Source organism: Halopseudomonas oceani (assembly GCF_002903165.1).
In the GTDB taxonomy this organism is placed as follows: Bacteria; Pseudomonadota; Gammaproteobacteria; order Pseudomonadales; family Pseudomonadaceae; genus Halopseudomonas; species Halopseudomonas oceani.
On sequence record NZ_PPSK01000004.1, the window covers coordinates 172,689 to 198,791 of the forward strand.

At 59.1% G+C, this 26,103-nt stretch carries 25 protein-coding genes; 7 read left to right on the forward strand and 18 right to left on the reverse strand.

Going from position 1 to position 26,103, the window contains the following annotated elements; translation table 11 throughout:
• Positions 1 to 73: 73 nt before the first annotated feature.
• The gene (locus C1949_RS06415; RefSeq protein ID WP_170063015.1) at positions 74 to 2,326 is read right to left on the reverse strand and encodes a DNA internalization-related competence protein ComEC/Rec2; all 2,253 of its coding nucleotides are present in this window, start codon (positions 2,324 to 2,326) and stop codon (positions 74 to 76) included.
• Between the two features lie 93 nt (positions 2,327 to 2,419).
• Between C1949_RS06415 and C1949_RS06420 the strand changes: the two genes are divergently transcribed.
• On the forward strand, positions 2,420 to 2,950 hold the full coding sequence (locus C1949_RS06420) for a DUF2062 domain-containing protein (RefSeq protein ID WP_104737644.1): 531 nt from the start codon (positions 2,420 to 2,422) through the stop codon (positions 2,948 to 2,950).
• 4 nt (positions 2,951 to 2,954) lie between these two features.
• Here the strand turns inward: C1949_RS06420 and lolD are convergent, their stop codons facing one another.
• Both lolD and C1949_RS06430 read right to left on the reverse strand, forming a co-directional pair.
• Positions 2,955 to 3,635, reverse strand: coding sequence for a lipoprotein-releasing ABC transporter ATP-binding protein LolD (gene lolD / locus C1949_RS06425; RefSeq protein WP_104737645.1), 681 nt, complete (start codon positions 3,633 to 3,635; stop codon positions 2,955 to 2,957).
• Complete coding sequence (locus tag C1949_RS06430; protein WP_104737646.1) at positions 3,628 to 4,872, reverse strand: lipoprotein-releasing ABC transporter permease subunit; 1,245 nt, start codon at positions 4,870 to 4,872, stop codon at positions 3,628 to 3,630. Before C1949_RS06430 ends, lolD begins: the two co-directional genes overlap by 8 nt.
• Before the next feature lie 112 nt (positions 4,873 to 4,984).
• On the opposite strand from C1949_RS06430, the gene C1949_RS06435 reads away from it, so the two are divergent.
• Genes C1949_RS06435 through C1949_RS06445 form a run of 3 tightly spaced genes read left to right on the forward strand, consistent with a single transcriptional unit; the run spans position 4,985 to position 6,590 of the window.
• The gene (locus C1949_RS06435; RefSeq protein WP_104737647.1) at positions 4,985 to 5,545 is read left to right on the forward strand and encodes a PilZ domain-containing protein; all 561 of its coding nucleotides are present in this window, start codon (positions 4,985 to 4,987) and stop codon (positions 5,543 to 5,545) included.
• A gap of 13 nt (positions 5,546 to 5,558) precedes the next feature.
• Positions 5,559 to 5,852, forward strand: a complete 294-nt coding sequence (locus C1949_RS06440) for a phosphodiesterase (protein WP_104737648.1) — start codon at positions 5,559 to 5,561, stop codon at positions 5,850 to 5,852.
• Positions 5,853 to 5,858: 6 nt separating this feature from the next.
• Positions 5,859 to 6,590 carry a glycerophosphodiester phosphodiesterase gene (locus C1949_RS06445; protein WP_104737649.1) on the forward strand — a complete coding sequence of 244 codons (732 nt, stop codon included), beginning with the start codon at positions 5,859 to 5,861 and terminating at the stop codon, positions 6,588 to 6,590.
• 13 nt (positions 6,591 to 6,603) lie between these two features.
• Here C1949_RS06445 and sthA read toward each other — a convergent pair whose 3' ends face one another.
• The 9 genes from sthA to C1949_RS06490 are packed head-to-tail and all read right to left on the reverse strand — an operon-like array spanning position 6,604 to position 15,178.
• Entirely contained in the window at positions 6,604 to 8,001 is a 1,398-nt protein-coding gene (sthA, locus tag C1949_RS06450) for a Si-specific NAD(P)(+) transhydrogenase (protein ID WP_104737650.1), read from the reverse strand.
• A gap of 56 nt (positions 8,002 to 8,057) precedes the next feature.
• Positions 8,058 to 8,300 (reverse strand): (Na+)-NQR maturation NqrM, encoded by a 243-nt coding sequence (gene nqrM, locus C1949_RS06455; protein WP_104737651.1) that lies wholly within the window; start codon positions 8,298 to 8,300, stop codon positions 8,058 to 8,060.
• Between the two features lie 3 nt (positions 8,301 to 8,303).
• On the reverse strand, positions 8,304 to 9,326 hold the full coding sequence (locus tag C1949_RS06460; RefSeq protein WP_104737652.1) for an FAD:protein FMN transferase: 1,023 nt from the start codon (positions 9,324 to 9,326) through the stop codon (positions 8,304 to 8,306).
• Between the two features lies 1 nt (position 9,327).
• Entirely contained in the window at positions 9,328 to 10,551 is a 1,224-nt protein-coding gene (nqrF, locus tag C1949_RS06465) for an NADH:ubiquinone reductase (Na(+)-transporting) subunit F (RefSeq protein ID WP_104737653.1), read from the reverse strand.
• Positions 10,552 to 10,566: 15 nt separating this feature from the next.
• On the reverse strand, positions 10,567 to 11,175 hold the full coding sequence (gene nqrE, locus C1949_RS06470) for an NADH:ubiquinone reductase (Na(+)-transporting) subunit E (RefSeq protein ID WP_104737784.1): 609 nt from the start codon (positions 11,173 to 11,175) through the stop codon (positions 10,567 to 10,569).
• Between the two features lie 6 nt (positions 11,176 to 11,181).
• Entirely contained in the window at positions 11,182 to 11,853 is a 672-nt protein-coding gene (locus C1949_RS06475; protein ID WP_104737654.1) for an NADH:ubiquinone reductase (Na(+)-transporting) subunit D, read from the reverse strand.
• Positions 11,854 to 11,855: 2 nt separating this feature from the next.
• The gene (locus C1949_RS06480) at positions 11,856 to 12,635 is read right to left on the reverse strand and encodes a Na(+)-translocating NADH-quinone reductase subunit C (RefSeq protein WP_104737655.1); all 780 of its coding nucleotides are present in this window, start codon (positions 12,633 to 12,635) and stop codon (positions 11,856 to 11,858) included.
• Positions 12,625 to 13,839, reverse strand: a complete 1,215-nt coding sequence (locus tag C1949_RS06485; protein ID WP_104737656.1) for an NADH:ubiquinone reductase (Na(+)-transporting) subunit B — start codon at positions 13,837 to 13,839, stop codon at positions 12,625 to 12,627. Before C1949_RS06485 ends, C1949_RS06480 begins: the two co-directional genes overlap by 11 nt.
• Before the next feature lies 1 nt (position 13,840).
• The gene (locus tag C1949_RS06490) at positions 13,841 to 15,178 is read right to left on the reverse strand and encodes a Na(+)-translocating NADH-quinone reductase subunit A (RefSeq protein ID WP_104737657.1); all 1,338 of its coding nucleotides are present in this window, start codon (positions 15,176 to 15,178) and stop codon (positions 13,841 to 13,843) included.
• 351 nt (positions 15,179 to 15,529) lie between these two features.
• On the opposite strand from C1949_RS06490, the gene C1949_RS06495 reads away from it, so the two are divergent.
• A complete protein-coding gene (locus tag C1949_RS06495; protein WP_104737658.1) occupies positions 15,530 to 16,045 on the forward strand; it encodes a chalcone isomerase family protein in 516 nt (171 codons plus the stop codon).
• Between the two features lie 71 nt (positions 16,046 to 16,116).
• On the opposite strand, the gene C1949_RS06500 is transcribed toward C1949_RS06495, so the two are convergent.
• A complete protein-coding gene (locus C1949_RS06500) occupies positions 16,117 to 17,556 on the reverse strand; it encodes a glyceraldehyde-3-phosphate dehydrogenase (protein ID WP_104737659.1) in 1,440 nt (479 codons plus the stop codon).
• A gap of 184 nt (positions 17,557 to 17,740) precedes the next feature.
• On the opposite strand from C1949_RS06500, the gene mfd reads away from it, so the two are divergent.
• Positions 17,741 to 21,226: a transcription-repair coupling factor gene (mfd, locus tag C1949_RS06505; protein ID WP_104737660.1), complete on the forward strand. Its 3,486-nt coding sequence runs from the start codon at positions 17,741 to 17,743 to the stop codon at positions 21,224 to 21,226.
• Positions 21,223 to 21,789 carry a CsiV family protein gene (locus C1949_RS06510; protein WP_104737661.1) on the forward strand — a complete coding sequence of 189 codons (567 nt, stop codon included), beginning with the start codon at positions 21,223 to 21,225 and terminating at the stop codon, positions 21,787 to 21,789. The genes mfd and C1949_RS06510 overlap by 4 nt, the downstream gene beginning before the upstream one ends.
• A gap of 30 nt (positions 21,790 to 21,819) precedes the next feature.
• On the opposite strand, the gene C1949_RS06515 is transcribed toward C1949_RS06510, so the two are convergent.
• From C1949_RS06515 to C1949_RS06535, 5 genes are read right to left on the reverse strand one after another with little or no spacing between them, the layout of a single operon-like run.
• Positions 21,820 to 22,572: an S-methyl-5'-thioinosine phosphorylase gene (locus tag C1949_RS06515; protein WP_104737662.1), complete on the reverse strand. Its 753-nt coding sequence runs from the start codon at positions 22,570 to 22,572 to the stop codon at positions 21,820 to 21,822.
• Complete coding sequence (locus C1949_RS06520; protein WP_211287093.1) at positions 22,569 to 23,732, reverse strand: mechanosensitive ion channel family protein; 1,164 nt, start codon at positions 23,730 to 23,732, stop codon at positions 22,569 to 22,571. Before C1949_RS06520 ends, C1949_RS06515 begins: the two co-directional genes overlap by 4 nt.
• Positions 23,729 to 24,715, reverse strand: coding sequence for a beta-N-acetylhexosaminidase (gene nagZ / locus C1949_RS06525; RefSeq protein WP_104737786.1), 987 nt, complete (start codon positions 24,713 to 24,715; stop codon positions 23,729 to 23,731). The genes C1949_RS06520 and nagZ overlap by 4 nt, the downstream gene beginning before the upstream one ends.
• Positions 24,716 to 24,765: 50 nt before the next feature.
• The gene (locus C1949_RS06530) at positions 24,766 to 25,254 is read right to left on the reverse strand and encodes a L,D-transpeptidase (protein WP_104737663.1); all 489 of its coding nucleotides are present in this window, start codon (positions 25,252 to 25,254) and stop codon (positions 24,766 to 24,768) included.
• A 57-nt stretch (positions 25,255 to 25,311) separates the two neighbouring features.
• The gene (locus C1949_RS06535) at positions 25,312 to 25,980 is read right to left on the reverse strand and encodes a TetR/AcrR family transcriptional regulator (RefSeq protein WP_104737664.1); all 669 of its coding nucleotides are present in this window, start codon (positions 25,978 to 25,980) and stop codon (positions 25,312 to 25,314) included.
• Positions 25,981 to 26,103: the final 123 nt, after the last annotated feature.

Consider the following 26,103-nt stretch of genomic DNA (forward strand, 5'->3'; position numbering starts at 1 on the left):
CCCCCAAAAACGTTGCCTACTCTAGCACAGCATGCCGGTTCCAAGGCCCGCAAAACCAACGCACACCTGCTTGTTATTCATGCCAGAAGCGCCGCGCCACATCGCGCCAGCGCCACTCCGTAACAACCGGCCGGTCAGGCCTCAGGATAAAGCTGACCGCCCCGGCGCCGCCAGTATAAATCGCATCGCTGCCCAATTCGCGGTAGCGCGCCACAACCTGCGGATGAGGGTGGCCGAACGGATTATGATAGGCGGCACTAAACACGACCCACTTTGGCCCAAGGCGTCTTATCAGCGCATAGCTTGAGGAGCTGCGGCTGCCATGGTGCGGTGCCACTAACAACTCGGCCGGTGCCAACTCAGCCAGCAGGAGCGCTTCATCGGCCTTGCCAATATCCCCTGGCAGCAACAACGAATGCTCACCCGCCCAGACCTGCAGCACACAGGAACGGGCATTGCCGTCATCACCGCTATCCTGAGCTTGCAACAAACGGAAGCGAACCCCATCCCAGAGCCACTCCTGCCCCATACGGCAGGCATCGGCGGCAAGCGCTGCAGGAATACGCTCCGCCTCGCCACTGATTACCCGCAACGGTGGCACACGTCGAGCCAGTGCGAGCGCGCCGCCAGCGTGATCCGTATCGGCGTGACTAAGCAGCAGCAAATCCAGCTCGCGCACCCCAAAGCTGAGTAGTGCCGGCGCAACGACCGCCTCCCCCAGATCGAAGCCGCTGCCAAAACGCGCGCCGGCGTCATACAGCAGGTCGTGGCCAGCAGTCTGTACCAGCACCGATAATCCCTGTCCGACATCCAGCACAATCACCCGAACCTCACCTGCTGCAGGTCGAGCCTGCGGCGGCAACAGGAGCGGCAGCAGGCACAACAGTGCCAGCGGGCGCAGCGTGGCAACCGGCAACAGCAAGGCCAGCACTCCCGCCAGCGCCAGCAACCATGCACTCCAGCCCGGAAATGGCAGCCACAACAGGCCATCCCACTTTGCGACCCAGGCCAAGGCCAACAACAACAGATTCAGCAGATGAGCTGCCAACAGCAACAACCAATCCAGCCCACAGAGCAGCTCCAGTGCCGCGCCGAGCAACGCGGTGGGCACCACCAGCAAACTGACCCAAGGGATAGCCAGCAGATTGACCAGCATCGCCACCGCACTGGTCGGCAGCCCCCACAGCAGCAACCAAGGCCAAAGACCAATAAATGCAATCCACTGGGCTCGCCCCCAGCGCCACCAAACGCTACCGGTATGCAGACGCCCGCCCATCCCAAGCAACAGCAACCCCACCGCCATGAACGATAGCCAGTATCCGGCACGCAGTGGCGCCGCCGGGTTGACCAAGGTAACGATCACCATTGCTGCCAGCCAAAGCTCGATCGCAGGCAACTGACGTCGCCAGAGTTTCAGCAGCAAAACCAGCAAACACATCAACAATGCCCGCTGCACCGGCACCCCCATACCGGCAAGCCCGGCATAGCCCACTGCAGCAACCAGTGCCACCGGCGCACTCAACCACAGCTGAGGCCGCGACCAGCCGAGCGGAAAGCTGCGCAGCACAAGCCCCATGAGGGCAAATACAGCCGTTGCCAGCATGCCGATATGCAGGCCAGAGATAACCAGCAGGTGGGTCGTGCCAGTTGCTTGCAGCAGATCCCAGTCGCTCCGGTCGAGCGCCTTGCGATCGCCCGTTAACAGGGCTAGTAGCCTCGTACCCCGCGGCAGCTCGGATAACGGCCTGGCAAGCCGTTCCTGCAGCCGATCGCGCCACTGCCCCAACGCCGGAGCAGCTGATATTCGCTGTCCGGCTTTCACGCTGCCCACCGCACCAATCCCCTGCGCATAGAGCCATGATTCATAATCAAAGGTGCCGGGGTTACGCAGCCCCCTGGGACGGCGCAAACGCACCTCCAGCTGCCATATCTCGCCAGCCGCAATCGGGGCACCGCCCCACCAGTGCAGGCGCATATCGGGCAATGACCGCTGCGAGATATCTCGCACATCGCGTAACTGAAACCGCCAGCCGGTATCCGTCTGCTGTGGCAACGAATCAACCCGCCCGGTGAGCGTGACTTGTTGATTATCCAGTGCCAGTGACAGACGAGAGTCAAGCGCCGCGTGATGCCAGAAAAGCGACCACGACAAGCCACAGCAGAACAACAATAACGCGCGCAAGGGGCGCAACGGGCGGCGACGGAGCAGCAATGCCAGCACAACAACACCGCCGGCAAACGGTGTCCAAAGCGGCAGTGCCGTAAAGAGCAACGGGCAGAGCAGCCCTGCCAGCAGACAGAGCAGCAGCAGACGCAGATCACTCACGGAAACATCCTGTTTTGCTTTAGCTGTCAGGCAGTAGTGCCAACCTGACATTCCATGCATAATTGGCGCACGCCAGCTAAACCGAACTCAGCGATGCCGCGCCGCTTACTCAAACGCATGATGCCCCACCCCGATCGGATCAAGAGCAGCAAGTCCCTGCAGTTCATGGGCAATCTGCTGCACGACCCGAATCTGTGGCATCTCAACCGCCATAGCGTCTCGCGCGCAATGGCCGTCGGCCTGTTCGTCGCGCTGATGCCAATACCGCTGCAGATGGCAGTCGCCGCAGCCATCGCCATTCTGGTGCGCTCCAATCTGCCGATCTCGGTCAGTCTGGTCTGGCTGACCAACCCCGTCACCATGCCACCCATTTTCTTCGCCCAGTATCAGGTCGGCGTGCTGTTGCTGGGCACATCCGAGCGCAGCATGCCAATGGAGCTGTCGGTCAACTGGCTGATGGCGGAGCTGCACCACATCTGGCAACCCCTACTGCTCGGATCATTGGTGGTAGGCACAATAGTCGCCACACTCGGCTATGTGCTGACGTTGTTGTATTGGCGCATGTGGGTATCACGCAACTGGCAACGACGTAAATTGCGACGTCGTCGCCAGTCGCAGGACTGAAACGTCAGGCCGACAACAACTGGCCCTGACGCAGAGTGAGGGTGCGGTCCATCTGGGCCGCGAGTGCCAGATCGTGGGTAACGACCAAAAACGCGGTCTGCAGTGTCTGACTGAGCTCCAGCATCAACTGCTGAACGCTCTCTGCGGTGTACTGGTCAAGGTTACCGGTCGGCTCATCGAGTAGCACACAGGCCGGCTGGTTGATCAAGGCACGTGCGATCGCCACACGCTGTCGCTCGCCACCGGACAGCTCCGCCGGCTTGTGACCAATACGCTCTCCCAGCCCCACCCGTTCCAGCATTGCTACCGCGCGCTGACGCGCCTCTGAAATTGGCGTACGACCAATCAACAGCGGCATGCAGACGTTCTCCAATGCGGTGAACTCGGGCAGCAGATGGTGGAACTGATAGACAAACCCCAGCGCCTCATTACGCAGACGCCCACGATCCACTTCTTTCAGCGCTGACAGCTCGCGACCTGCCAGCCGAACTTCACCGGATGTCGGCGTATCCAGCCCACCCAGCATGTTCAGCAGGGTCGTCTTGCCGGACCCGGAGCTACCGACGATAGCAACACGTTCGCCGCGCTGCAGGTGCAGCTCCACATTGTCGAGCACACGAAGATTCTGTGGCCCTACCGCGTATTCCTTACACAGATTACGGCATTCCAAAACGAGATCAGTCATAGCGCAACGCCTCCGCAGGCTCGGTTCGTGACGCCCGCCATGCGGGATACAGAGTAGCCAGGAAACTCAGGCTCAGTGCCGTGGCACAGATAATGGCCACGTCGCTCCAGATCAATTCGGAGGGCAAGTAGCTGATGAAATAGACGTCCGAGCTGAGGAACTGGATGCCCAGCACCCGCTCAAGCCAGGCCACCATATCGGAAACGTTCAGCGCCGCCAGCACGCCCAGAACACAGCCGCTGATGGTACCGACGACACCGATCAACGATCCCTGCACCATGAAAATACCCATGATCGAGCCCGGAGTCGCTCCCAGAGTGCGCAGAATGGCAATATCCGCCTTCTTGTCGGTGACCACCATGACCAGCGTCGAAATGATGTTAAAGGCAGCAACTGCAACAATCAGCATCAGCAGTAGACCAATCATGGTCTTTTCCATCTTGATCGCGGCGAACAGATTACCGTGAGTCCGAGTCCAGTCCTGCGCGTAGTAGTCGCCAGGCAGTTCACGCACCAGATCCCAGGCCACCTGCGGCGCTTCAAACAGGTTCTTTAGCTTCAATCGTACGCCCTGCACCTGACCTGGTTCCCAGCGGCTCAGGCGTGCCGCGTCGTCGATGTGAATCATCGCTAGGGAGGCATCCAGCTCGGCTCCAACCTTGAAGACGCCGGTCACGGTAAAACGCTTCAGGCGCGGGAACACACCTGCGGGGGTGACCGAAGCCTCCGGTAGCACGAACGTCAGCTTGTCGCCTACTGCCACGTTGAAGCGCTTGGCGATCAGTTCCCCAATCACAATACCAAACTCACCCGCCGCCAGATTGTCCAGCGACCCTGACTGCATGTGGTTTTCCAGAATCGAGACACGCTTTTCTGCCTGCGGCTCGATACCGTTGACCAGCACTGGCGCGACACTACCGTTATGGGTCAGCATGCCCTGAAGCTGGATGAATGGTGCCGTGCCGACGACTTTCGGATTCTGCTCAAAGCGCTCGGCCAACGAGCGCCAGTCACTGATTGGTTGATAGCCGTTGATGGTAGCGTGCGGCACCATACCGAGAATCCGCGTGCGCAACTCCCGGTCGAAACCGTTCATCACCGACAGCACAAGGATCATCACCATCACCCCCAACGTGAGCCCGAGCATCGAGATCAGCGAGATGAAGGAAATGAAATGATTACGCCGTTTGGCACGGGTGTAGCGCAGGCCGATAAAAAAGGGTAAAGGTCTGAACATGAAAAGCGGGTTACCTTATGCTCCGGCCATAGCCGGTGGATTTTGAGCGACATGTTACACTGAACGTCACAGCCTGGTCAGCGCCTACCGACGGCGCGAATAGAGAATCGCCATGCACACAGACCACGAAGAAAGCCGCGAGTTCTTTCGCATTCAGGATCAGATTCTCCTGGACTGCACGCCCATTGCAGGTCCTGAGGCAGATCTGGGGTCACGCCAGAGCGCCCTGTTCAACCTGCTAGCCGACCTGCACATGCTGGACTATGAGTCCCAGCACCTGCTGCGTCAGATCAGCGAACGTGACCGGGCGCTGGCCCAATATCTAAAGATCATCAACAAGCGCATCGACCTGCTTGGCCAGACACTGGCCCTGGAGCTGGGTGACAACCTGGGCGCCCCCCAGAGTGTCAGCCTCAGCGAGGGCGGTGTGGACTTCGAGGCGGACACCGCCTACCCCGTCGACAGCTGGGTCGCGGCGCGCCTGGTTTTGCTACCGGCTCCTCTTGGGCTGGCGATTCCTGCCAGGGTGGTACGCTGCGAGCCCGCCGACACCCCTGACCGCTGGCGCATTGCATTGAACTTCGACCTGATTAACGATGCCCAACGTCAGTTGCTGGCACGACACATCCTGCAAAAGCAGGCGCAGGACATCCGCGCCGCAAAATCAACCTGAAAGGAACTCCGAGATGAAAGCCACCTACTCGCTACTGCTCTGCGCCTGCCTGTCCCTGGCCGGCACCGCCCAGGCTGATACCCTGCGCATTCCGGTCGGCGAACAAGCCAGCGGCCAGCAAACCCCATTGCCGCAACGCGGTGCCACCTTTGACAGTGTCACTGCACGCTGGGGCGAGCCGAGCAAGCGCCATGCCGCCGTCGGCCAACCCCCAATTACCCGCTGGGACTATCCTGACTTCAGCGTGTACTTCGAGTACAACAAGGTCATCGACAGCGTACGCCTGCACACCCCGAAGGCACCCTGATCTGAAATGACCCTGATTTACGGACACCGTGGTGCACGGGCAGAAGCACCAGAAAATACCTTGCCCAGTTTTCGCAAAGCACTTGAAGCCGGGGTAACCCGGGTAGAGCTTGACCTTCACCTGTCTGCAGACCAGCAACTGATGGTGATACACGACCCGACTCTTAAGCGCACTACGGGCTTGCGCGGCAAGGTGGCCCAGCACACCGCCGCCGAACTCACTCGGATGGATGCGCGTCTGGGCCTGGCCGATTGGAGCACGCCCTGCCCCATTCCGACCCTTGCACAATTGCTGCAGGAGTGCCCGGAGATCGAACACTATCAGTTAGAGGTAAAAAGCGGATCAGAACGTCAGTCACGTATCGTTCTCGACGCTATAGCCGCGCTGACGGAGCAGTACAAGCTGCACGACAAGGCGGTGGTCACCTCCTCCAGCCGAACGCTATTGCGCTACGCCAAACGCAACGACTTCATGCTGCCGACCGGACTGGTGGAAGAGTACGGACTGCTTGATCCGATAAAGAGCGCTCGCCGCTACGGCTGCGACTATCTAATTCTGAACTGGAAGCTCTGCAGCGAACGGCGTTTGCGCGCAGCAAAAGCAGCCGGACTGCATGTGTCGGTCTGGACTGTAAACGATGCAGAATTGATGCGGCGACTGACCGCAATGGGTGTGGACAGCCTGATTACCGACCTGCCCTCCCTCGCGGTAAAGGTAATCAATCAGGGGCGCCCGTAGCGCCCCGGACCAATCAAAACAGCCGGTTCAAGCCGTCCAACGCCGCGACCCGATAGGCTTCAGCCATGGTGGGGTAGTTGAAGGTCGTGTTGACGAAGTAGTTGATGGTGTTGGCCCCATCCTTCTGGTTCATGATCGCCTGACCAATGTGCACAATCTCCGCCGCCTGGTCTCCAAAACAGTGGATACCCAGCACCTCGAGCGTCTCGCGGTGGAACAGAATTTTCAGCAGGCCAACCGGCTCACCACTGATCTGCGCACGCGCAATACTCTTGAAAAAGGCCTGGCCAATCTCGTAAGGCACGCACGCCTCAGTGAGCTCGCGCTCGGTCTTACCCAACGAACTGATCTCTGGAATGGTGTAGATCCCGGTCGGCACGTCGTCGACAAAGCGCCAGCCGTCGTTGCTGACGATGTTACCCGCCGCTGACCGGCCCTGGTCAAAGGCCGCACTGGCCAGGCTGGGCCAGCCGATCACGTCACCGACAGCATAGATATTCGGCACACTGGTGCGGTAGTTCTCGTCCACCTCCAGCTGGCCGCGGCCATTGGGATGCAACGCCACATTCTCCAGACCCAGCCCGTCAGTGTTGCCGGTACGCCCGTTACACCAGAGCAGCGCATCGGCCTTAAGTCGTTTGCCCGATTTGAGCTGAAGAACCACGCCTCGGTTATCCAGCCCCTCAATCTTTTCATACTCCTCATTGTGTCGGATAAGCACGCTGCTGTTACGCAGGTGATAGCTGAGCGCATCGGAGATTTCATCATCGAGGAAGCTGAGCAGCCGGTCACGGGTGTCGATCAGGTCGACTTTCACGCCGAGACCACAGAAAATCGACGCATACTCACAGCCGATCACGCCGGCACCATAGATAATCAGCGTGCGCGGCGTATGGTTGAGCTTGAGGATAGTATCGCTGTCATAGATCCGCGGATGGCTGAAGTTGACGTCAGCAGGGCGATACGGGCGTGATCCGGTGGCAATGATGACCTCCTTGGTGATCAGCTTTTCCACCGCGCCGGAGCCATCTACCACCTCGATGGTGTTTTCATCAGCAAAGCTGCCTTTGCCGAAGAACACATCAACGCGATTACGAGCGTAGTAGCTGGTGCGCGAAGCCACCTGCTTGTTCATTACCTTTTCAGCGCTGCGCAGCACATCGGGAAACGAGAACCAGCGCGGCTCGCCAATCTGGCGGAACATCGGGTTGGTGTTGAACTGAATGATCTGCTTGACCGAATAACGCAACGCCTTGGAAGGAATAGTTCCGAGATGAGTGCAGTTACCACCAACTTCCCTGCGCTCCTCGACCACGGCCACCTTGCGGCCATGCTTGGCGGCGTTCATCGCCGCGCCCTCACCCGCCGGGCCTGAGCCCAGCACCACCACGTCGTAGTTATAGACGGCCATTCAGTCTGTTCCTTGTATCACGGAAAAAGAGGGTGCCACGTGCCACACGTGAATCACTAGTCGACCTTGGTCGCGTCGCGAATCAGATCCTTGTTCATTGGGCGCTGAGGCACACCGGCGTTAGCGCTGGCCTCTTCACACTTGGTTGTGTCACCCCCACAGATACCACACGCCTTATCGACACCCACAGCACCAATGCCGCCACAGGAGCCGGCGATGGGCTTGCGCCCCATCATCACTCCAACTGCCATGCCGGCAACACACAGCAGCATGAGCAGAAAAGCCAATAGCCAAACCATGTTTTACTCCTTGCCCGGGGTAAGGGCATCAAAGCGCGGGGTCACCCTGGATTCAAAGGTGTCGCCGTCGCGCACAACGAAAAATGCAGCGATGTCGTGGGCAATAGCATAATCCCATCCGGCCTTCTCACCCATGATCATCAACACTGTGGAAAGGCCATCCGCCCTTGCCGCAGAGGGGTCCAGCACGGTTACCGCCGCCAGACGGTGCATCACCGGCTTCCCGGTACGCGCATCGAAGGTATGTGAGAAACGCTGGCCATCAAGTTCGAAATAATTACGATAGTCACCTGAGGTTGAAACGCCCTCACCATCAAGCGAGAGAATCATCTGAGCCACGCGGTTATCGTCTCGCGGCTCTTCAATGGCAATCCGCCATGGCCGGTCACCCGGCTTGTGGCCAACAGCCTTAAGTTCTCCCGTCATCTCAACCATATAGTTTTTGATGCCGTAGTGCTCAAGACGTTCAGACACCCGGTCAACCATATAGCCGGCGCCAACACTACTCAGCTCGACAGTCAGCGCAACATCCTTGCAAAGTTGGGACTCACGTACGTGCAGGTGCTGCTGTCCGACCGTCTGCATGGCCGCGGCAAGCGCATCGGCGTTTGGCACCTCCTGCAGCTGCGGATCGCCATGGAACCCCCACAACTTGAGTAACGGCCCGACCGTTACATCGAACGCTCCGTTACTCTCGCGATTGAGGGTTTCGGCCAAGCGGACCATATCGAGCACGGAGTTGGGCATATCCATGCACGTCCCGGCCGGTGCCGCATTAAACCGGGCGATATCAGAATCAGAACGCCAGGTTGAGGCCTCTTCATCAAACCGCGCAAGCATGCCATCGATGTCGGCCTGCAGCGTCTCTGCATCCGGAGCATCCTCGACAGGAACCCACTTGATCGAATAGGTACTGCCCATGGTTGCGCCGTAGATTTCCGCAACCGGGTCTACAGAATTGAAACAGCCCGTTAGGGCTGCTGCCAAGGCAACAGCAATAACGGGCCGGATAACGCTAGGGCGCATACTAGCCGCCGAAGTCGTCGAGCAGGATGTTCTCGGGTTCGACACCAAGGTCCTGCAGCATCTTGATCACGGATGCGTTCATCATCGGCGGTCCACACATGTAGAACTCACAATCTTCAGGCGCCGGATGGTCCTTCAGGTAGTTCTCGAACAGCACGTTGTGGATGAAGCCGGTCGGGCCTTCCCAGTTGTCTTCCGGCAGCGGATCAGACAACGCGAGATGCCACTGGAAGTTCTCGTTTTCTGCCGCCAGTTGATCGTACTCTTCAACGTAGAAGGCTTCACGCAGCGAACGCGCGCCATACCAGAAGCTCATCTTGCGCTTGGAGTTCAGACGCTTGAGCTGATCGAAGATGTGCGAGCGCATCGGCGCCATACCGGCACCACCGCCAATGAAGACCATCTCGGCATCGGTGTCCTTGGCAAAGAACTCACCGAACGGACCGTACACGGTAACCTTGTCACCCGGCTTCAGCGAGAACACCCAGGACGACATCTTGCCAGGCGGCAGGTCGTCACGACCGGGCGGCGGCGAAGCAACACGAATGTTGAACTTGACCAGCCCCTTCTCTTCTGGATAGTTGGCCATGGAGTAGGCACGAATAGTGGTTTCATCCACCTTCGACACGTACTTCCACAGGTTGAACTTGTCCCAGTCACCGCGGAATTCCGGCTGAATGTCGAAATCCTTGTAGTGGACAGTGTGCGGCGGGCATTCCAGCTGCACATAGCCGCCAGCGCGGAAGTCAACGTTCTCACCTTCCGGCAGCTTCAGGGTCAGCTCCTTGATGAAGGTAGCAACGTTCGGGTTGGACTCGACCGTGCACTCCCACTTCTTCACACCAAACACTTCTTCCGGCACTTCGATCTTCATATCCTGCTTGACCGGAGTCTGGCAGGACAAACGCCAGCCTTCCTTCGCCTCGCGCTTGGTGAAGTGCGACTCTTCGGTCGGCAGCATTTCGCCGCCACCGCTTTCGACGATGCACTTGCACTGGGCGCAGGTACCACCGCCACCACAGGCGGAGGACAGGAAAATGCCGTTGGCAGACAGGGTATTCAGCAGCTTCGAACCAGCAGCAACGGTAACCGTACGCTCACCATTGATCTCGATGGTGACGTCGCCGCTGCTGACCAGCTTGGAACGAGCGATCAGGATGATGGCAACCAGCGACAATACAATCGCGGTAAACATCCCTACGCCTAAATAGATTTCCATGTTCATCAGTTACAGCTCCTCTTACAGTTGCACGCCGGAGAAGGACATGAAGCCCAGCGACATCAGACCAACAGTAATGAAGGTGATGCCCAGACCACGCAGCCCGTCCGGTACATCGCTGTACTTGAGCTTTTCACGGATACCTGCCAGCGCAACGATAGCCAGCGCCCAGCCAACACCGGCGCCAACACCGTAGACCACGCTTTCACCGAAGGCATAGTCACGCTCAACCATGAACAGAGACGCACCCATGATCGCGCAGTTCACGGTGATCAACGGCAGGAACACGCCCAGCGCGTTGTAAAGCGCAGGCACGAACTTGTCGAGCAGCATCTCCAGAATCTGAACAATGGCCGCGATCACACCGATGTAGCTGAGCAGACCCAGGAAGCTGAGATCGACGTTTGGCAGACCGGCCCAAGCCAGTGCGCCATCCTTGAGCAGATAGGTATAGATCAGGTTGTTGGCCGGTACGGTGATTGCCTGTACGACAACAACCGCAACGCCCAGACCAATAGCGGTCTGCACCTTCTTGGAGATTGCAATGAACGTACACATCCCCAGGAAGAAGGCCAGCGCCATGTTTTCTACGAAAATCGCCCGCACCAGCAGGCTGATGTAATGTTCAATCATGGCTTACATGGCCTCCTTCATAGCACGGCTTTGCGGCGCCATCTTGAACTCTGCAGCTTCCACCTGATCTTTCTTCCAGGAGCGCAGCGCCCAGATGATCAGACCAATGATGAAGAACGCAGACGGCGGCAGCAGCAGCAGACCGTTGGGCTGGTACCAGCCACCAGCGCTGACCAGCGGCAGGATCTCAATGCCGAACAGCTTGCCGGCACCGAACAGCTCACGGATGACCGCGACGCAGATCAGAATGAAGCTGTAACCCAGACCGTTACCTACACCGTCCAGGAAGCTCATATGCGGCGGGTTCTGCATGGCGAAGGCTTCAGCACGACCCATCACGATACAGTTGGTGATGATCAGACCGACGAAAACCGACAACTGCTTGCTGATGCTATAGGCGTACGCCTTGAGCACCTGATCAACCACGATTACCAGCGACGCGATGATCACCATCTGCACGATCATACGGATCGAGCTGGGGATCTGGTTGCGAACGATGGAAATGAAGAAGTTGGACAGCGCAGTTACCGACGTCAGCGCGATACACATGACCAGAGTCACGTTAAGGCTGGTGGTGACCGCCAACGCCGAACAGATACCGAGGATCTGCAGGGCAATCGGGTTGTTGCTGAAAATAGGTTCGAACAGAACCTGTTTGGCAGTGGCTTTAGCCATGATTATGCCTCCCCTGCACGAAGATGTTCGAGGAACGGACCAAACCCGTCTTCACCCAGCCAGAAGCGCACCAGATTCTCTACACCGCGACTGGTCAACGTGGCACCGGCCAGCGCATCGACCTGGTGTTCAGCGTCCGGGTTGCTCGGGTCGACACCACCCTTGATGACGCTGATGGCCGGTTTACCGGATTCGTCATAGACGACCTTGCCAGTCCACTGCGCCTTCCAGTTCGGATTGTCTACTTCACCACCAAGACCAGGCGTTTCGGCGTGCTGATAGAAGCCCAGACCGACGACGGTCTTCAGGTCACTTTCCAGCGCCATGAAGCCATACAGGGTCGACCACAGACCGTAACCGTGGATCGGCAGAATCAGGGTCTTGATGCTGCCGTCAGGGTTTTCCACCACATAGACAGTGGAGAAGTCGGCGCGGCGACGGATGCTCGCAATGTCCTGCTCACCGGACAGTTGCTCGGACATCGACGGATCTTTCGCCGCCTTCTGCTGATCAAAGGTCAGCGGATCCTGGGCATCACTGAACTCACCTGTGCGCAGATCGACCAGACGCGGCGTGATCTGCTGGAACTGCTCCTGGACGCTGACGCCGGGCTGGAACAGGCCGGCAATCTGCAGGATATTGCGTTGCTTGTCCTGCAGCCTGTTGGTGGTCTGAACCGGCTTGAGTGCAACCGCAGCGGCTGACACCACGACGGAGCAGACCAGACAGACGAGCAGCGCTACCGTGAGCGTGCGGGCAACGGATTCTTTCTTACTGGACATTACGTGCAAGCCTCCGTTTGATGTTGGCCTGAACCACGAAGTGGTCAATGAGCGGCGCAAAGAGGTTGGCGAACAGGATCGCCAGCATCATCCCCTCAGGGAATGCCGGGTTGACGACGCGGATCAGAATGACCATCAGGCCGATCAGCGCACCGAAGATCCACTTGCCGGTATTGGTCATCGACGCCGACACCGGATCGGTTGCCATGAAGATCATGCCGAAGGCAAAGCCACCGATCACCATATGCCAGTACCACGGCACGGCAAACATCGGGTTGCTATCCGAGCCAATGCTGTTGAACAGCAGGCTGGTAGCAATCATGCCGATCATGACACCAGCAACGATGCGCCAGTTGGCGATCTTGGTCAGCAGCAGTACCGCACCGCCGATGAAAATGGCCAGGGTAGAGACTTCACCCATGGACCCCTGCATGTTGCCGTAGAAGGCATTCAGCCAGGTCAGACCACTGCCGACAATCTGTTCAACGCCACCGGAAGCAGCCATGCTCAACGCGGTTGCACCAGCGAAGCCATCAACCGCAGTCCAGACTGCATCACCGGACATCTGGGCCGGGTAGGCAAAGAACAGGAATGCACGACCGGTCAGCGCTGGGTTGAGGAAGTTCTTACCAGTACCACCAAACACTTCCTTGCCGATCACGACACCAAAGCTGATACCCAACGCAACCTGCCACAGCGGGATGCTAGGCGGAACGATCAGGGCAAACAGGATGGAGGTAACGAAGAAGCCTTCGTTCACTTCGTGCTTGCGGATGGAGGCGAATACCACTTCCCAGAAGCCACCAACCAGGAAGGTTACGGCGTATACCGGGAGGAAGTAGGCAGCGCCGTGGATGAGGTTGTCCCAGAGGCTGGCCGGATCAAACCCGGCAAACATCGCGATCAGTGCCAGACGCCAGTTATCCTGAGCAGCCAGCAGATCCGGGTTACCCGCATAGATGGTGTTAGCCTGAAAACCGATGTTGTACATCCCGTAGAAAATCACCGGGAAGGTGCACAGCCATACAGTGATCATCATGCGCTTGAGGTCAAGACCGTCGCGCACGTGGGCGGTTGTCTTGGTGACACTGCCCGGGCGGTAGAAGAAGGTATCAACGGCTTCGTAAAGGGCATACCACTTTTCGTGTTTGCCGCCCTTCTCGAAGTTATGCTCGATCTTGTCGAGGAATGCACGCAGGCCCATATCAGCCCTCCTTCTCGATGCGAGTCAGGTTATCCCGAAGAATCGGGCCGTACTCGTACTTGCCAGCGCAGACGTAACTGCACAGCGCCAGATCTTCTTCATCCAGCTCCAGGGCACCCAGCTTCTGAGCCATGTCTGTGTCGCCCACTACCAGATAACGCAGCAGTTGGGTCGGCAGAATGTCCAGCGGCATGACCATTTCATAGTTGCCTACCGGCACCATGGCTCGCGGACTGCCGTTGGTGCTGGTATCAAAGTTGAACAGCCGGGACGGGTTCAGCTTGGAAATGAAGATATTGAGCACCGAGTGCTTGTTGGCACCCGCGCGCAGGTAATGCAGCATCTGGCGTTCAGTACCTTCCAGCAGCACAGATACCTGCGAATGGAAGCGTCCCAGGAAGGCAACTGGACCACGTGCTGCGCGGCCGCCAAAGACGGAACCCGAAATCACGCGATTGTTACCGGACTTCAACTCACCGGCAGTCAGCTCGTCCAGATTGGCACCCAGACGCGTCTTCAACAGGCGCGGCTTCTCGACCTGCGGACCCGCCAGGGCGACATAGCGGTCAGTCCAGATACGACCCTCTGTGAACAGCACGCCAAAGGCGATCACGTCCTGGTAGTTGATCTGCCAGACGCTCTTGCTTTCGCTCACCGGATCCAGGTGGTGAATGTGGGTACCCGGCAGGCCAGCAGGGTGCGGACCGGCAAAGCTCTCAGTGCTGACACCACTCAGGCCTTCGCCCGGCAGGCTGACACCATCGGCCTTGCACAGCCAGACCTTGGCGAGACGAGACAGAACCTTCAAGCCGTTCTCGAAATCAGCAGCGTGCTCCTTGATGATGACAGCGGGATCAGCTGCCAGCGGATTGGAGTCCATTGCGGTGACAAAAATCGAACTGGGCTCAGCATCGACCGCCGGAGTCTTGCTGAATGGACGGGTACGCAGCGCTGTCCACAGACCGGAGCTGATCAACTGCTCACGGACCTGCTGCGGTGCCAGACCGTTTAGGGCATTTGCGTCATGGGCGGCAAAGCTTTCGGCGTCATCACCGTCGATATCGATAACCACCGACTGCAGGACACGCTTATCACCACGATTGATTGCGCTGACGACACCAGCGGCAGGCGCGGTAAAGACTACGCCCGGAGTTTTCTTGTCGCTGAACAGAACCTGTCCAAGTTTGACCCGATCTCCCTCACGCACTTCCATGGTCGGCTTCATGCCGTGGTAGTCGAAGCCGACAACGGCGACACTACGCACCGCACGAGCGTCTTCAATGCGCTGTTCGGGAGAACCGGTGATTGGCAGATCCAAGCCCCGTTTGATTTTTATCATACGAATAGCCTAATCACTGTTTGAAATCTTCACGGGCGGGCCGCCAGAGCATGCACAGATACCGGAATCCACCCGAGCCGAAGGTAGATTAAAGTAGTGGCCGGGGCAGCCTCAAACCCCCATAAAAAATCCCGCCAAGTATAAAGAGCATGACACCTCAATGCTACCGAGCCCTTGGATTTTTCGGTTTTTTAATCGGCCTCATTGATGAAATCGATAACGCCGGCAGCCCTGACCGCGCATTCATGAAACACGCGGAAACACTGTATCCGACCAACGGAAACAGCGTTAACCGCCAACCGGCCGCAACGGCGTACACTGATCACAAAACAGCCAACAAAGGAAACCCGCATGTCACTGCCGGCAACCCTTCTGAGCGCCCTGTTGCTACTCGTCTCAACAAGCGTCACAGCGACCACCGATGTGAGCCTGGCCACACGTAACCAGCACCTGTTTCGCTACCTCTTCATGGATATCTACACCGCCACACTCTATGCGCCGGGCAACAGCAACCTGACCCGGTTACTGGAGAGCCAGCAGCCGATCCGCCTGACGCTGCAATATCACCGCTCGATCGACCGGGACGACATGATCAAAGCCGCCATGGTAACGCTCAAACGCCAACACCCCCGATCCCGACTCAACCCGCTATTGGACGAGATTGAGCAACTGCACGCGCACTTCGCCGATGTCCGCGACGGCGACACCTACAGCCTGACCCGCACAGCCGAAGGCGAGCTGTTGCTGCATCACAACGGCCAGCTCAGCTTTCAAAGCACTACTCCGGGACTGGCGGAGCTGTACCTCGGCATCTGGCTGGCACCAAACGGCCTGTCCGACGATCTGCGCAGCGCCCTTTTGCGCTAACCTGCCCCCCCATCAGGCAGCAAAACAAAAAAAAGGCGCCGAAGCGCCTTTTTTTCTTGCCACCCAAGGAATCAGGCCGGGAACGCCGGCGAATTCACATGGGCCATGTCTTCCAGAATGCGGACAACCTGGCAGCTGTAGCCGAACTCGTTGTCGTACCAGACGTACAGAATGACACGATTGTCATTGCAGATGGTTGCTTCGGCATCGACGACACCAGCGTGACGCGAACCCACGAAGTCAGTGGAAACCACTTCCTGCGAGTTGGTGAAGTCAATCTGCTTGTGCAGGTCGGAGTGCAACGCCATGTGACGCAGGTAGTCGTTGACCTCATCGCGATCAGTCGACTGTTCCAGATTCAGATTCAGGATCGCCATGGAGACGTTTGGCGTCGGCACACGGATAGCGTTACCGCTCAGCTTGCCAGCCAGCTCAGGCAGCGCCTTGGCAACCGCCTTGGCAGCACCGGTTTCGGTGATAACCATGTTCAGCGCCGCGCTACGGCCACGACGGTTGCCCTTGTGGAAATTGTCGATCAGGTTCTGGTCGTTGGTGTACGAGTGAACTGTCTCAACGTGACCATTGACGATACCGAACTTGTCGTTGATCGCCTTCAGCACTGGCACGATCGCGTTAGTGGTGCAGGACGCAGCGGAGATGATCTTGTCTTCCGGCGTGATGGCCGCGTGGTTGATGCCATGCACGATGTTCTTCAGATCGCCCTTGCCCGGCGCAGTCAGCACAACCTGGGAAGCGCCCTTGCACTGCAAGTGCTGAGACAGGCCAGCCTCATCGCGCCATACGCCAGTGTTGTCGACCACGATGGCGTCTTCGATACCGTAGGCTGTGTAATCGATACTGGTCGGGTCGCTGGCGTAGATAACCTGAATCAGGTTGCCGTTAGCCGTGATGGTGTTGTTTTCTTCATCGATGGTGATAGTGCCCTGGAAGGAACCATGAACCGAATCGCGGCGCAGCAAGCTAGCGCGCTTGGCCAGGTCGTTGGGTGCACCCTTGCGAACAACGATGGCACGCAGGCGCAGGCCATCACCAGCCCCCGCCTTCTCGATCAAGATGCGCGCCAGCAGTCGGCCGATGCGACCGAAACCATACAGCACAACGTCGCGACCCTGGCGACGCTCACCAGTGCCACCGATGACACTGGCCAGCTCGACGCGCAGGAAGGCGTTCAGGTCGTCGCTGCCAGAGGCGCGGAACTTGTTGACCAGCCGTGCCAGGTCGATAGAGGCCGGACCCAGATTCAGATCCAGCAGTTCTTTCAGAACCGGGAAGGTGTCGTGAACAGACAGCTCGTTGTCGTCGATCTGACGAGCGAAACGGTGAGATTTCAGCAGGCTGATAACCGAGCGATTGACCAGGCCACGACCGTAGATGGAGGTGACAACGTTATGCTCACGGTACAGACGACCAATCAAAGGAATCATCGCCTCAGCGGTGGCTTCACGGTCCGTCCAGTTTTCCAGACACTGCTCAAATTGGGCTTGAGTCACGGCTTTACCTTCCAAGTCTTGATAACCAAAGGGCGCATATTATGCTTTCAGCGCGCGCCATAGGCAATGATCAGGACAAAATCCAGCCGGTGCGGGCACAATCGCAGCGAGCGCGTTAAACTGCCTGCCTTTGTCAGCCGGCCGCTGGCCAGCGCAACCCCGAACCGACCTCACGAGCCACCGCATGCCCGCATCCAAGCTGCTGCTAACCCCTCCCCTGAAGGCCACCACCGGTAATCGTCTGTACTGGACCGGATTACAGGGCGCCGCCCGCGCCCTGGCCATCGCCGAGGGTGCACAGCAACACAATGGCCTGAGCCTGGTCATCACGCCGGACACCGCGTCCGCTGATAGCCTTGAACAGGAACTGCACTTCTTTGCGCCGCAACTGCCGGTCGTCAGCTTCCCTGACTGGGAGACGCTGCCCTACGACCGCTTCTCGCCGCACCAGGACATTATTTCGCAACGACTCAGGACACTGTTCCAGCTGCCCCGCATTGGCCAGGGCATTCTGGTCGTCCCGATGACTACCGTGCTGCACCGGCTGCCGCCACGCGACTTCCTCGGCGGCTCGGTGCTGTTGCTCGAAATCGGTCAGCAGTTGGACATCGATCAGATGCGCATCAATCTTGATGCCGCCGGCTATCGATGCGTTGATACCGTCTACGAGCACGGCGACTACGCCGTGCGCGGCGCACTGCTGGACCTGTATCCGATGGGCAGCACCCTGCCCTACCGCATCGACCTGTTGGACGACGAGATCGAAACGCTGCGGACCTTCGACCCGGAAACCCAGCGTTCGATCGACAAGGTTGACCGTATTCACCTGCTGCCGGCCAAGGAATTCCCCCTCGACAAATCAGCACTGACGGGCTTTCGCGCACGTTTCCGCGAGCGCTTCGAAGTCGACCACCGGCGCTGCCCACTGTACATGGATCTGAGCGAGGGCCTGATTCCGCCGGGCATCGAGTACTATCTGCCGCTGTTCTTCGACGAACTGGCGAGCCTGTTCGACTACCTGCCAGACAACACCCGCTTGTTTACCCTGCCGGGCATCGAGCAGAACGCCGAACACTTCTGGCAGGACGTACGTACCCGGCATACCGAGCAAGGCGTCGATCCAACCCGCCCGCTGCTGCCGCCGAGCGAACTGTTTCTGCCGGTCGAGGAAGTCTTTGCCCTGCTCAAGCGGCATCCCCGCGTTGTCTGCCATCAGGATCGTCCGGACGAATCGCAGGCCAGCGTATTTGATTGCCCGCAGCCGCCGGAACTGGCTATCGACAACAAGCTGGAAAATCCACTACAGGCGCTGCAACGCTTTCTGCAACAGCATCCGGGGCGCACTCTGTTTGTCGCTGAAACCGCCGGCCGCCGCGAAGCGCTGACCGAGCTGTTGGCCCGCATTCAGATCAAACCTGACGACGTTGACAGCTGGCCGGCATTCAACGCCGGCAGCAGCCCCGTCGCCATCACCATCGCGCCGCTCGACCAGGGCATGCTGATCAACAGTGCTGCCGTCGCCCTGATCGCCGAAAGCCAGCTATTCGGCCAGCGCGTAATGCAGCGCCGCCGCCGTGGCAAGGCGACGGACCTAGGCGACGCGGTCATTCGCAACCTGACCGAGCTGCGCGAAGGCGCGCCGGTGGTTCATATCGACCACGGCGTCGGCCGCTATCGGGGCCTCACCAACCTGACTGTTGAAGACCAACAGGCCGAGTTTCTGGTGCTCGAGTACGCCGACGAGGCGACGCTGTACGTGCCGGTCGCCAACCTGCACCTGATTGCCCGCTACTCCGGCAGCGATGACGACAGTGCGCCGCTGCACCGTCTGGGCTCTGATCAATGGCAGAAGGCACGGCGCAAGGCCGCCGAGAAGGTTCGCGACGTCGCCGCCGAACTGCTCGACGTTTACGCCCGCCGCGCGGCGCGCCAGGGCTTCAGCTTCGCCGACCCGGAGCAGGACTACCAGTGCTTTGCCGACGACTTCCCGTTTGAGGAAACCGCCGACCAGTTGGCCGCTATCGAAGCAGTATTCAAGGACATGACCAGCCCGCAGCCGATGGACCGGCTGGTCTGCGGCGACGTCGGCTTCGGCAAGACCGAAGTCGCCATGCGCGCGGCCTTTCTCGCGGTGCACAGCGGCAAGCAGGTCGCGGTCCTGGTGCCGACCACCCTGCTCGCCCAGCAACACTACAACAGCTTCAAGGACCGCTTTGCCAACTGGCCGGTACGCGTCGAGGTAATGTCGCGCTTCAAGTCCGCCAAGGAAGTCAAAGCCGCGGCCGCCGAGCTGGCCGAGGGCAAGGTCGATATCATGATCGGCACCCACAAGCTGCTGCAGGGCGACGTCCAGTTCCAGGATCTCGGTCTGGTCATCATCGACGAAGAACACCGCTTTGGCGTGCGCCAGAAGGAGGCACTGAAAGCGCTGCGCAGCGAAGTCGATGTACTGACCCTGACAGCCACGCCGATTCCGCGCACGCTGAACATGTCGTTCTCCGGCATGCGCGACCTGTCGATCATTGCCACGCCGCCCGCGCGCCGGCTGTCAGTCAAGACCTTTGTCATGGTGCAGCAAAAACCCGTGGTCAAAGAAGCCATTTTGCGTGAGCTGCTGCGCGGCGGTCAGGTCTATTATCTGCACAACGACGTCGAAACCATCGAGAAGTGCGCTGCCGACCTCGCCGAACTGGTGCCGGAAGCACGCATCGGCATCAGCCACGGCCAGATGCCCGAACGTGCACTCGAGCAGGTGATGCGCGATTTCTACCATCGCCGCTTCAACATTCTGGTCACCAGCACCATCATCGAAACCGGCATCGACGTGCCCAGCGCCAACACCATCATCATCGAGCGTGCCGACAAGTTCGGCCTGGCCCAGCTGCACCAGCTGCGCGGACGCGTTGGCCGCAGCCATCACCAAGCCTACGCCTACCTGCTGACCCCCGAAGGCCGCAAGGTCACCAGCGATGCAGAAAAACGCCTTGAGGCGATCGCCGCGGCCCAGGACCTGGGCGCCGGCTTTACCCTCGCCACCCACGACCTGGAAATCCGCGGTGCCGGTGAACTGCTGGGCGAAGGCCAGAGCGGCCAGATTCAGGCCGTCGGCTTCACCCTGTACATGGAGATGCTTGAACGCGCCGTCAAAGCCATCAAGCAAGGCAAACAGCCGGAGCTGGAACAGCCGCTGGGCGGCGGAACGGATATCAATCTGCGCCTGCCGGCGCTGATTCCGGAGGATTACCTGCCGGACGTGCACGCCCGCCTGATTCTGTACAAGCGCATCGCCAACGCTGCGGACGAGGATGCACTGAAAGATCTTCAGGTTGAAATGATTGACCGCTTCGGCCTGCTGCCGGAACCGGTCAAGACCCTGTTCCGAATCACCTCCCTAAAACTGCGTTGCGAGCCGCTGGGCATCACCAAGATTGACGTTGGTGCCGAGCATGGCCGGATCGAATTCGCCGCCGACACGCGTATTGATCCGATGGTGCTGGTACGCATGATCCAGGACAACCCACAGCGTTATCGACTTGAAGGCGCGACGGTATTTCGCTTCAATTCGCCCATGGGCAATGCCGAACTGCGCCTCAACACCGTTGAAGCACTCTTTGAACGCTTGACCGACACCCCGAAAGACACCACTAAAGGCAAAGGAAAACGCCCATGAAACTGTTGAGCAAACTGCTCTCCATCTCGCTGCTCACCGCACTGGCCAGCTTCTCGCTGACCGCCAGCGCAGAAGACTATCTGGTTGAGGTGATGTTCTTCGGGCAACCCTCGGCGCCCCTGGTACAGGGCACCAGCCCCAACCCGGACTGGGAAGCGGAGGCAGTTGACCTGGAGGGTACGGCTCGCCCTGACGTGCGGGCAATCGACCAGACCCGTTACCGCTTGCGCAATCAGGCACGCAAACTGGAGCAAAGCGGCTACCAGATCTATCTTCACCAGGCCTGGTCACAACCACTGGAGAACGACCTGGTTGTCGCCCTCCATCGCGGCACCGCGGAAAACGGGATCTACCCGGTTCAGGGCTTGGTCAATCTGCGGCAGGAAAATCTGACCGAAGTGAAAGTCGCATTCTGGCGCAACCGTTCAGCGGCAGAGCTGCAACTGCAGTCCGCCACACCCTTAATCTCTGAGTTTTTGCATCAAACCCGCGCGTTGCGCCCGGGTGAGGTCCACTATCTGGACCACCAGAGTCTCGGCATGCTGGTGACCATCAGCCGCTGATCCAGCGCTGATGGTTGATTCACCGCGCAATCAGAGGCGCGGTGAATCCTTTAGTAGCTGCTGCAGCACGAGTTTGACCTGCTCCATACCCGCCGCGACCACCGCCTCGATCGCCTCCATGGTGATCACCTCAGCTGCCTTGCCAGCGGCCGGATTCACTACTAGAGCCAGACAGGCATACGCCAGCCCCAGCTCACGGGCCAATGCAGCCTCCGGCATACCGGTCATGCCGACCAGGTCAGCACCATCGCGCTCAAGCCGGCGGATCTCTGCCGCCGTCTCCAACCGTGGCCCCTGAGTCGCAGCATAGACTCCGCCCGGCAGGCACCGATGCCCTTGTGTGTGCAGCACCTCAAGCAGTTGCTGCCGCAACGGTTCGTCGTAGGGCGATGTGAAGTCAATGTGGGTGACCGCTTCCAGATCGTCCTCGAAGTAGGTAGACGCCCGCCCCCAGGTGTAATCGATTATCTGGTCCGGCACACAGAACGCGCCCGTGCCCAACGCGGGATGCATCCCGCCGACAGCGTTAACCGCAACAATGCGATCAACACCCGCCTCGCGCAGCGCCCAGAGATTGGCGCGATAGTTGACCCGATGCGGCGGTATCCGATGGGGGTGCCCATGTCGCGCCAAAAAGCAGACCCGCTGCCCACCAATGCGACCGCGAACAACCGGCGCTGAGGGCGCCCCCCACGGGGTCTGAATGAACTCTTCACCCTCCACTTCAAGACCGTCGAGCGCACTGAGCCCGGTACCGCCGATGACACCCCAGATTCCGCTCATGCGCCATGCTCCTGAAGTTCAGGCGCGGACTCGCGTTGCCGCCCACCTTCAACCTGAGCACGACGCAACTCCAGCGCATCAGGCAAATGAATGGTCGACGTCGGGAACGCCACCTGCGCTTCGTGCTTGTCGACAATGGCCAATATCTTCAGCAGCACATCCTCTTTCACACGGTGGAACTCGGCCCAGACCGGCGTGGTAAAACAGTAGATAAAGAAATCGACCGAGGACGGCGAACAGCGGTCAAAAAACACCATCAAGGTCTGGCCCTGATCAATATCCTCGTGCGCCTGCAACATCTTGCGCACCTCCGCAACAATCGGCTCCATTCGTGCAATGTCGTCATAGCGAATGCCAATGTGTTCATAAATACGCCGATGCGTCATGCGTGACGGGTTTTCAACCACGATGCTGGCAATCACCGCATTGGGGATGTACAGCGGCCGTTTATCGAAGGTGCGAATACGGGTCAGGCGCCAACCTATCTCTTCAACTGTCCCTTCGATATTGCGATCTGGCGAACGCACCCAATTACCAACCACGAAGGGGCGATCAAGATAAATCATCAGCCCCCCAAAGAAGTTGGCCAGCAGGTCCTTGGCGGCAAAGCCTACCGCTATGCCACCAATGCCGCCGAACGCCAGCACCCCAGAAATGCTGTAGCCCAATGATTGCAGCACGACCAAGACCGCAGTGATCACCACTGAAGCACGTAGCAGCTTGCCAAGGGCGCTGACGGTTGTCTGATCGGCTGGCGTTTCCCGATAAGCGGGGTCCACGAGGCGCAGCTCGACCTGCCGCATCATGCGCAGAATAAACCAGGTCAGCAGTACGATCAGCAGCACGCGCTGCACCTGATCCAGTACGGCGGCCAAACTGTCATCCATCTGCAACGCGGTGATCCGCGCTGCCCACATCAACCCCATACTCCAGATCAAAACCCACGCCGGACGCCGCGCCGCCTCAACCAATGCGTCATCCCATATATTACGGGTGCGCTCAGCACGCTTTTGCACATGATCCAGCACCCGCTTGGCAACGTAGGCAGCAACCAGTGAGGCCAGCACCACGGCGAAAACATGATATATCCACGCTTCACCAATCAACGGCAGTTGGTCAAGCTGCAACTGCTCCGGCAGCTGTTCGATAAAATCATTCAAACCAGGTCAAACTCCCTCAGCAAGGTAACAGCCTGACGCCACTGGGGCGTAGCACGATAATCGGATCCCGCCGGCGTGCGAGTAAGCATACGAGCAATCCGCGATGGACATTGGAGCTGCTGCTTCTGAGCATGCACCAACCCCTCCTCGGCCGCGGCACGATCATTACAAATCAACAGCATGTCGCAACCAGCCGCCTGCGCGGCGTCAATGCGCGCGTCCATGCCGCCGACCGCATGCGCGCCAGCCATAGTCAGGTCATCACTGAAAATCACCCCGTCAAACCCCAGATCGGCACGCAGAATGTCTTGCAACCAGCGGGTCGAGAAGCCAGCAGGAAGCGGGTCAACCTGCGAATAAACCACATGCGCCGGCATGATGCCGTCCAGCTTGCCGGCCAGTGCCGCGAAGGGCACCAGGTCAGTGCGGCGAATGTCGTCCAGCGACCGCTCGTCTATCGGCAGAGCAAAGTGCGAGTCCGCCTCGGCCCAGCCATGACCAGGGAAATGCTTGCCGGTCGCAGCCATACCTGCCGCATGCAGCCCGTCAATATAAGCCCCAGCGAGACGCGACACCCGGTCCGGGTCACCGCCCAGCGAGCGATTGCCAATAACCTGGCTGCGCCCGTGATCAAGATCCAGCACCGGCGCAAAGCTGATATCGATGCCGCAGGCCAACATTTCAGTCGCCATGACCCAGGCCGCCGCTCGCGCAACGGACTCGACCGGCTCAGCATCGACCGCAGCCACATCCGCGAGCGCCGGCAGGCGCAACACATCACGGCGCAGGCGCTGCACCCGACCACCTTCCTGATCGATGGCAATCAGCATATCGGGACGCTCTGCACGAATGGCACGTACCAGCTCAGCAACCTGCCTGGGCGACTCGGTATTGCGCGCGAACAAAATCAGACCGGCCACTTCCGGCTGACGCAACAACTGCCTGTCTTCTGCTTCCAGCCACAGGCCAGGCAGGTCCAGCATCAAGGCACCCTGTTTCAATATTGCTTCTCCTGAAAAACGAAAACGCGCAATCAATGCGCGTCGATTTGAACGCTACAACCGACCGGCGTGCGCTCGAACAGTTCCAGCATGTCGGCGTTACGAAGACGAATACATCCATGCGAGAGCGGTTCGCCCATTGGTTGATCGTCACCGGTACCATGCAGATAGATATAGCGGCGCTGGGAGTCAACCCGGCCACCCCGGTTGAAGCCGACCTGCTCGCCACACAGCCAGAGAATTCGGGTCAGAATCCAGTCGCGCTTAGGGAACTGCTCAGCCAACGCCTGCGACCAGACTTCACCAGTGGGTCTGCGCCCGATAAAAACCGCTCCCAGCGGCTGCCCATCGCCGATCCGGGCACGCACCCTGTGCGCCCCCCGAGGGGTGCACCCGGAGCCTTCCTGTTCGCCCGCGCCATTGAGCGCCGTAGAGACACCATAACAGCAGACCGGCAGGCCGTCGCAGTAGCCAACCAGCGTCTGATTAGTAAGGGAAATATGGATATGATCGAGCTGCATGTCACCTCCAGCGCTGCGCACACCTTAGCGGACGGCGCAGCCGAGGTAAATGGAGTCTCAGGGCGAAACGACTTCCGCACGCGCCACTGAGGCGCTCTCGGCGCGCATGCCGGCCGCCAGGAACGGGACCATCAGGCGCAACACGTCATCGACCTGCCGCGGTTCACCAAGTTCAGCCTCAGCAATCGCGCGCAACGCCTTCATACTGGACATAGTGAACGCTGCGCTGCCCAGCATGAAATGCACGCGCCAAAACAGCTCCTGCGGCGGAATGCCCGGCACAGCACCGACCAGCAGTTGCATATAGCGCTGAAATACCTTGCCATACACTTCGCTGAGGTATTTGCGCAGATGCCCCTGGCTTTGATTGAATGCCAAACCAAGCAGACGCATGAAGGTCGACAGGTCGTGACCGTTGCGCGGCTTTACCGCCAGTGCCTGATGCACCAGCATTTCAAGCAGGACCTCAAGACTGAGCGGTGCATCCTTACCGCGCGCCTCATGCTGATCCAGTTCCTTTTCAAGGCTACTGACAAACGGATCAAGGAAGCGCACGAATACCGCCTGGATCAGCGCCTTCTTGGAACCGAAGTGGTAGTTGACTGCCGCCAGGTTGACGCCAGCCTTGCTGGTAATAAGACGCAGAGACGTTTCGGCAAAGCCTTTCTCTGCAAACAGCTGTTCGGCCGCGTCAAGAATACGCTTGACCGTATCGGACTGCGCCATGCGCTCCCCCAGTAAGACAAACAATCGTTTCAAACATACGTTTAAAACGATTTTAGTGTCAACCCCAACTCCTCTCCCTGTGGCAATCAGTCGTACTTACGCCCTCTTTTTAGTACCTATCCG

Coding starts and splice junctions, on each gene's coding strand:
- C1949_RS06440 (WP_104737648.1), top strand. CDS start 5,559: ATGAAAGCCACCTACTCGCTACTGCTCTGCGCCTGCCTGTCCCTGGCC.
- C1949_RS06430 (WP_104737646.1), bottom strand. CDS start 4,872: ATGTTCAGACCTTTACCCTTTTTTATCGGCCTGCGCTACACCCGTGCC.
- mfd (WP_104737660.1), top strand. CDS start 17,741: ATGCCCGCATCCAAGCTGCTGCTAACCCCTCCCCTGAAGGCCACCACC.
- lolD (WP_104737645.1), bottom strand. CDS start 3,635: ATGACTGATCTCGTTTTGGAATGCCGTAATCTGTGTAAGGAATACGCG.
- nqrM (WP_104737651.1), bottom strand. CDS start 8,300: ATGGTTTGGCTATTGGCTTTTCTGCTCATGCTGCTGTGTGTTGCCGGC.
- C1949_RS06420 (WP_104737644.1), top strand. CDS start 2,420: ATGCCGCGCCGCTTACTCAAACGCATGATGCCCCACCCCGATCGGATC.
- C1949_RS06435 (WP_104737647.1), top strand. CDS start 4,985: ATGCACACAGACCACGAAGAAAGCCGCGAGTTCTTTCGCATTCAGGAT.
- C1949_RS06490 (WP_104737657.1), bottom strand. CDS start 15,178: ATGATAAAAATCAAACGGGGCTTGGATCTGCCAATCACCGGTTCTCCC.
- C1949_RS06510 (WP_104737661.1), top strand. CDS start 21,223: ATGAAACTGTTGAGCAAACTGCTCTCCATCTCGCTGCTCACCGCACTG.
- C1949_RS06530 (WP_104737663.1), bottom strand. CDS start 25,254: ATGCAGCTCGATCATATCCATATTTCCCTTACTAATCAGACGCTGGTT.
- C1949_RS06475 (WP_104737654.1), bottom strand. CDS start 11,853: ATGGCTAAAGCCACTGCCAAACAGGTTCTGTTCGAACCTATTTTCAGC.
- C1949_RS06515 (WP_104737662.1), bottom strand. CDS start 22,572: ATGAGCGGAATCTGGGGTGTCATCGGCGGTACCGGGCTCAGTGCGCTC.
- nagZ (WP_104737786.1), bottom strand. CDS start 24,715: ATGCTGGACCTGCCTGGCCTGTGGCTGGAAGCAGAAGACAGGCAGTTG.
- C1949_RS06445 (WP_104737649.1), top strand. CDS start 5,859: ATGACCCTGATTTACGGACACCGTGGTGCACGGGCAGAAGCACCAGAA.
- C1949_RS06495 (WP_104737658.1), top strand. CDS start 15,530: ATGTCACTGCCGGCAACCCTTCTGAGCGCCCTGTTGCTACTCGTCTCA.
- C1949_RS06480 (WP_104737655.1), bottom strand. CDS start 12,635: ATGTCCAGTAAGAAAGAATCCGTTGCCCGCACGCTCACGGTAGCGCTG.
- sthA (WP_104737650.1), bottom strand. CDS start 8,001: ATGGCCGTCTATAACTACGACGTGGTGGTGCTGGGCTCAGGCCCGGCG.
- C1949_RS06535 (WP_104737664.1), bottom strand. CDS start 25,980: ATGGCGCAGTCCGATACGGTCAAGCGTATTCTTGACGCGGCCGAACAG.
- C1949_RS06485 (WP_104737656.1), bottom strand. CDS start 13,839: ATGGGCCTGCGTGCATTCCTCGACAAGATCGAGCATAACTTCGAGAAG.
- C1949_RS06460 (WP_104737652.1), bottom strand. CDS start 9,326: ATGCGCCCTAGCGTTATCCGGCCCGTTATTGCTGTTGCCTTGGCAGCA.
- nqrF (WP_104737653.1), bottom strand. CDS start 10,551: ATGAACATGGAAATCTATTTAGGCGTAGGGATGTTTACCGCGATTGTA.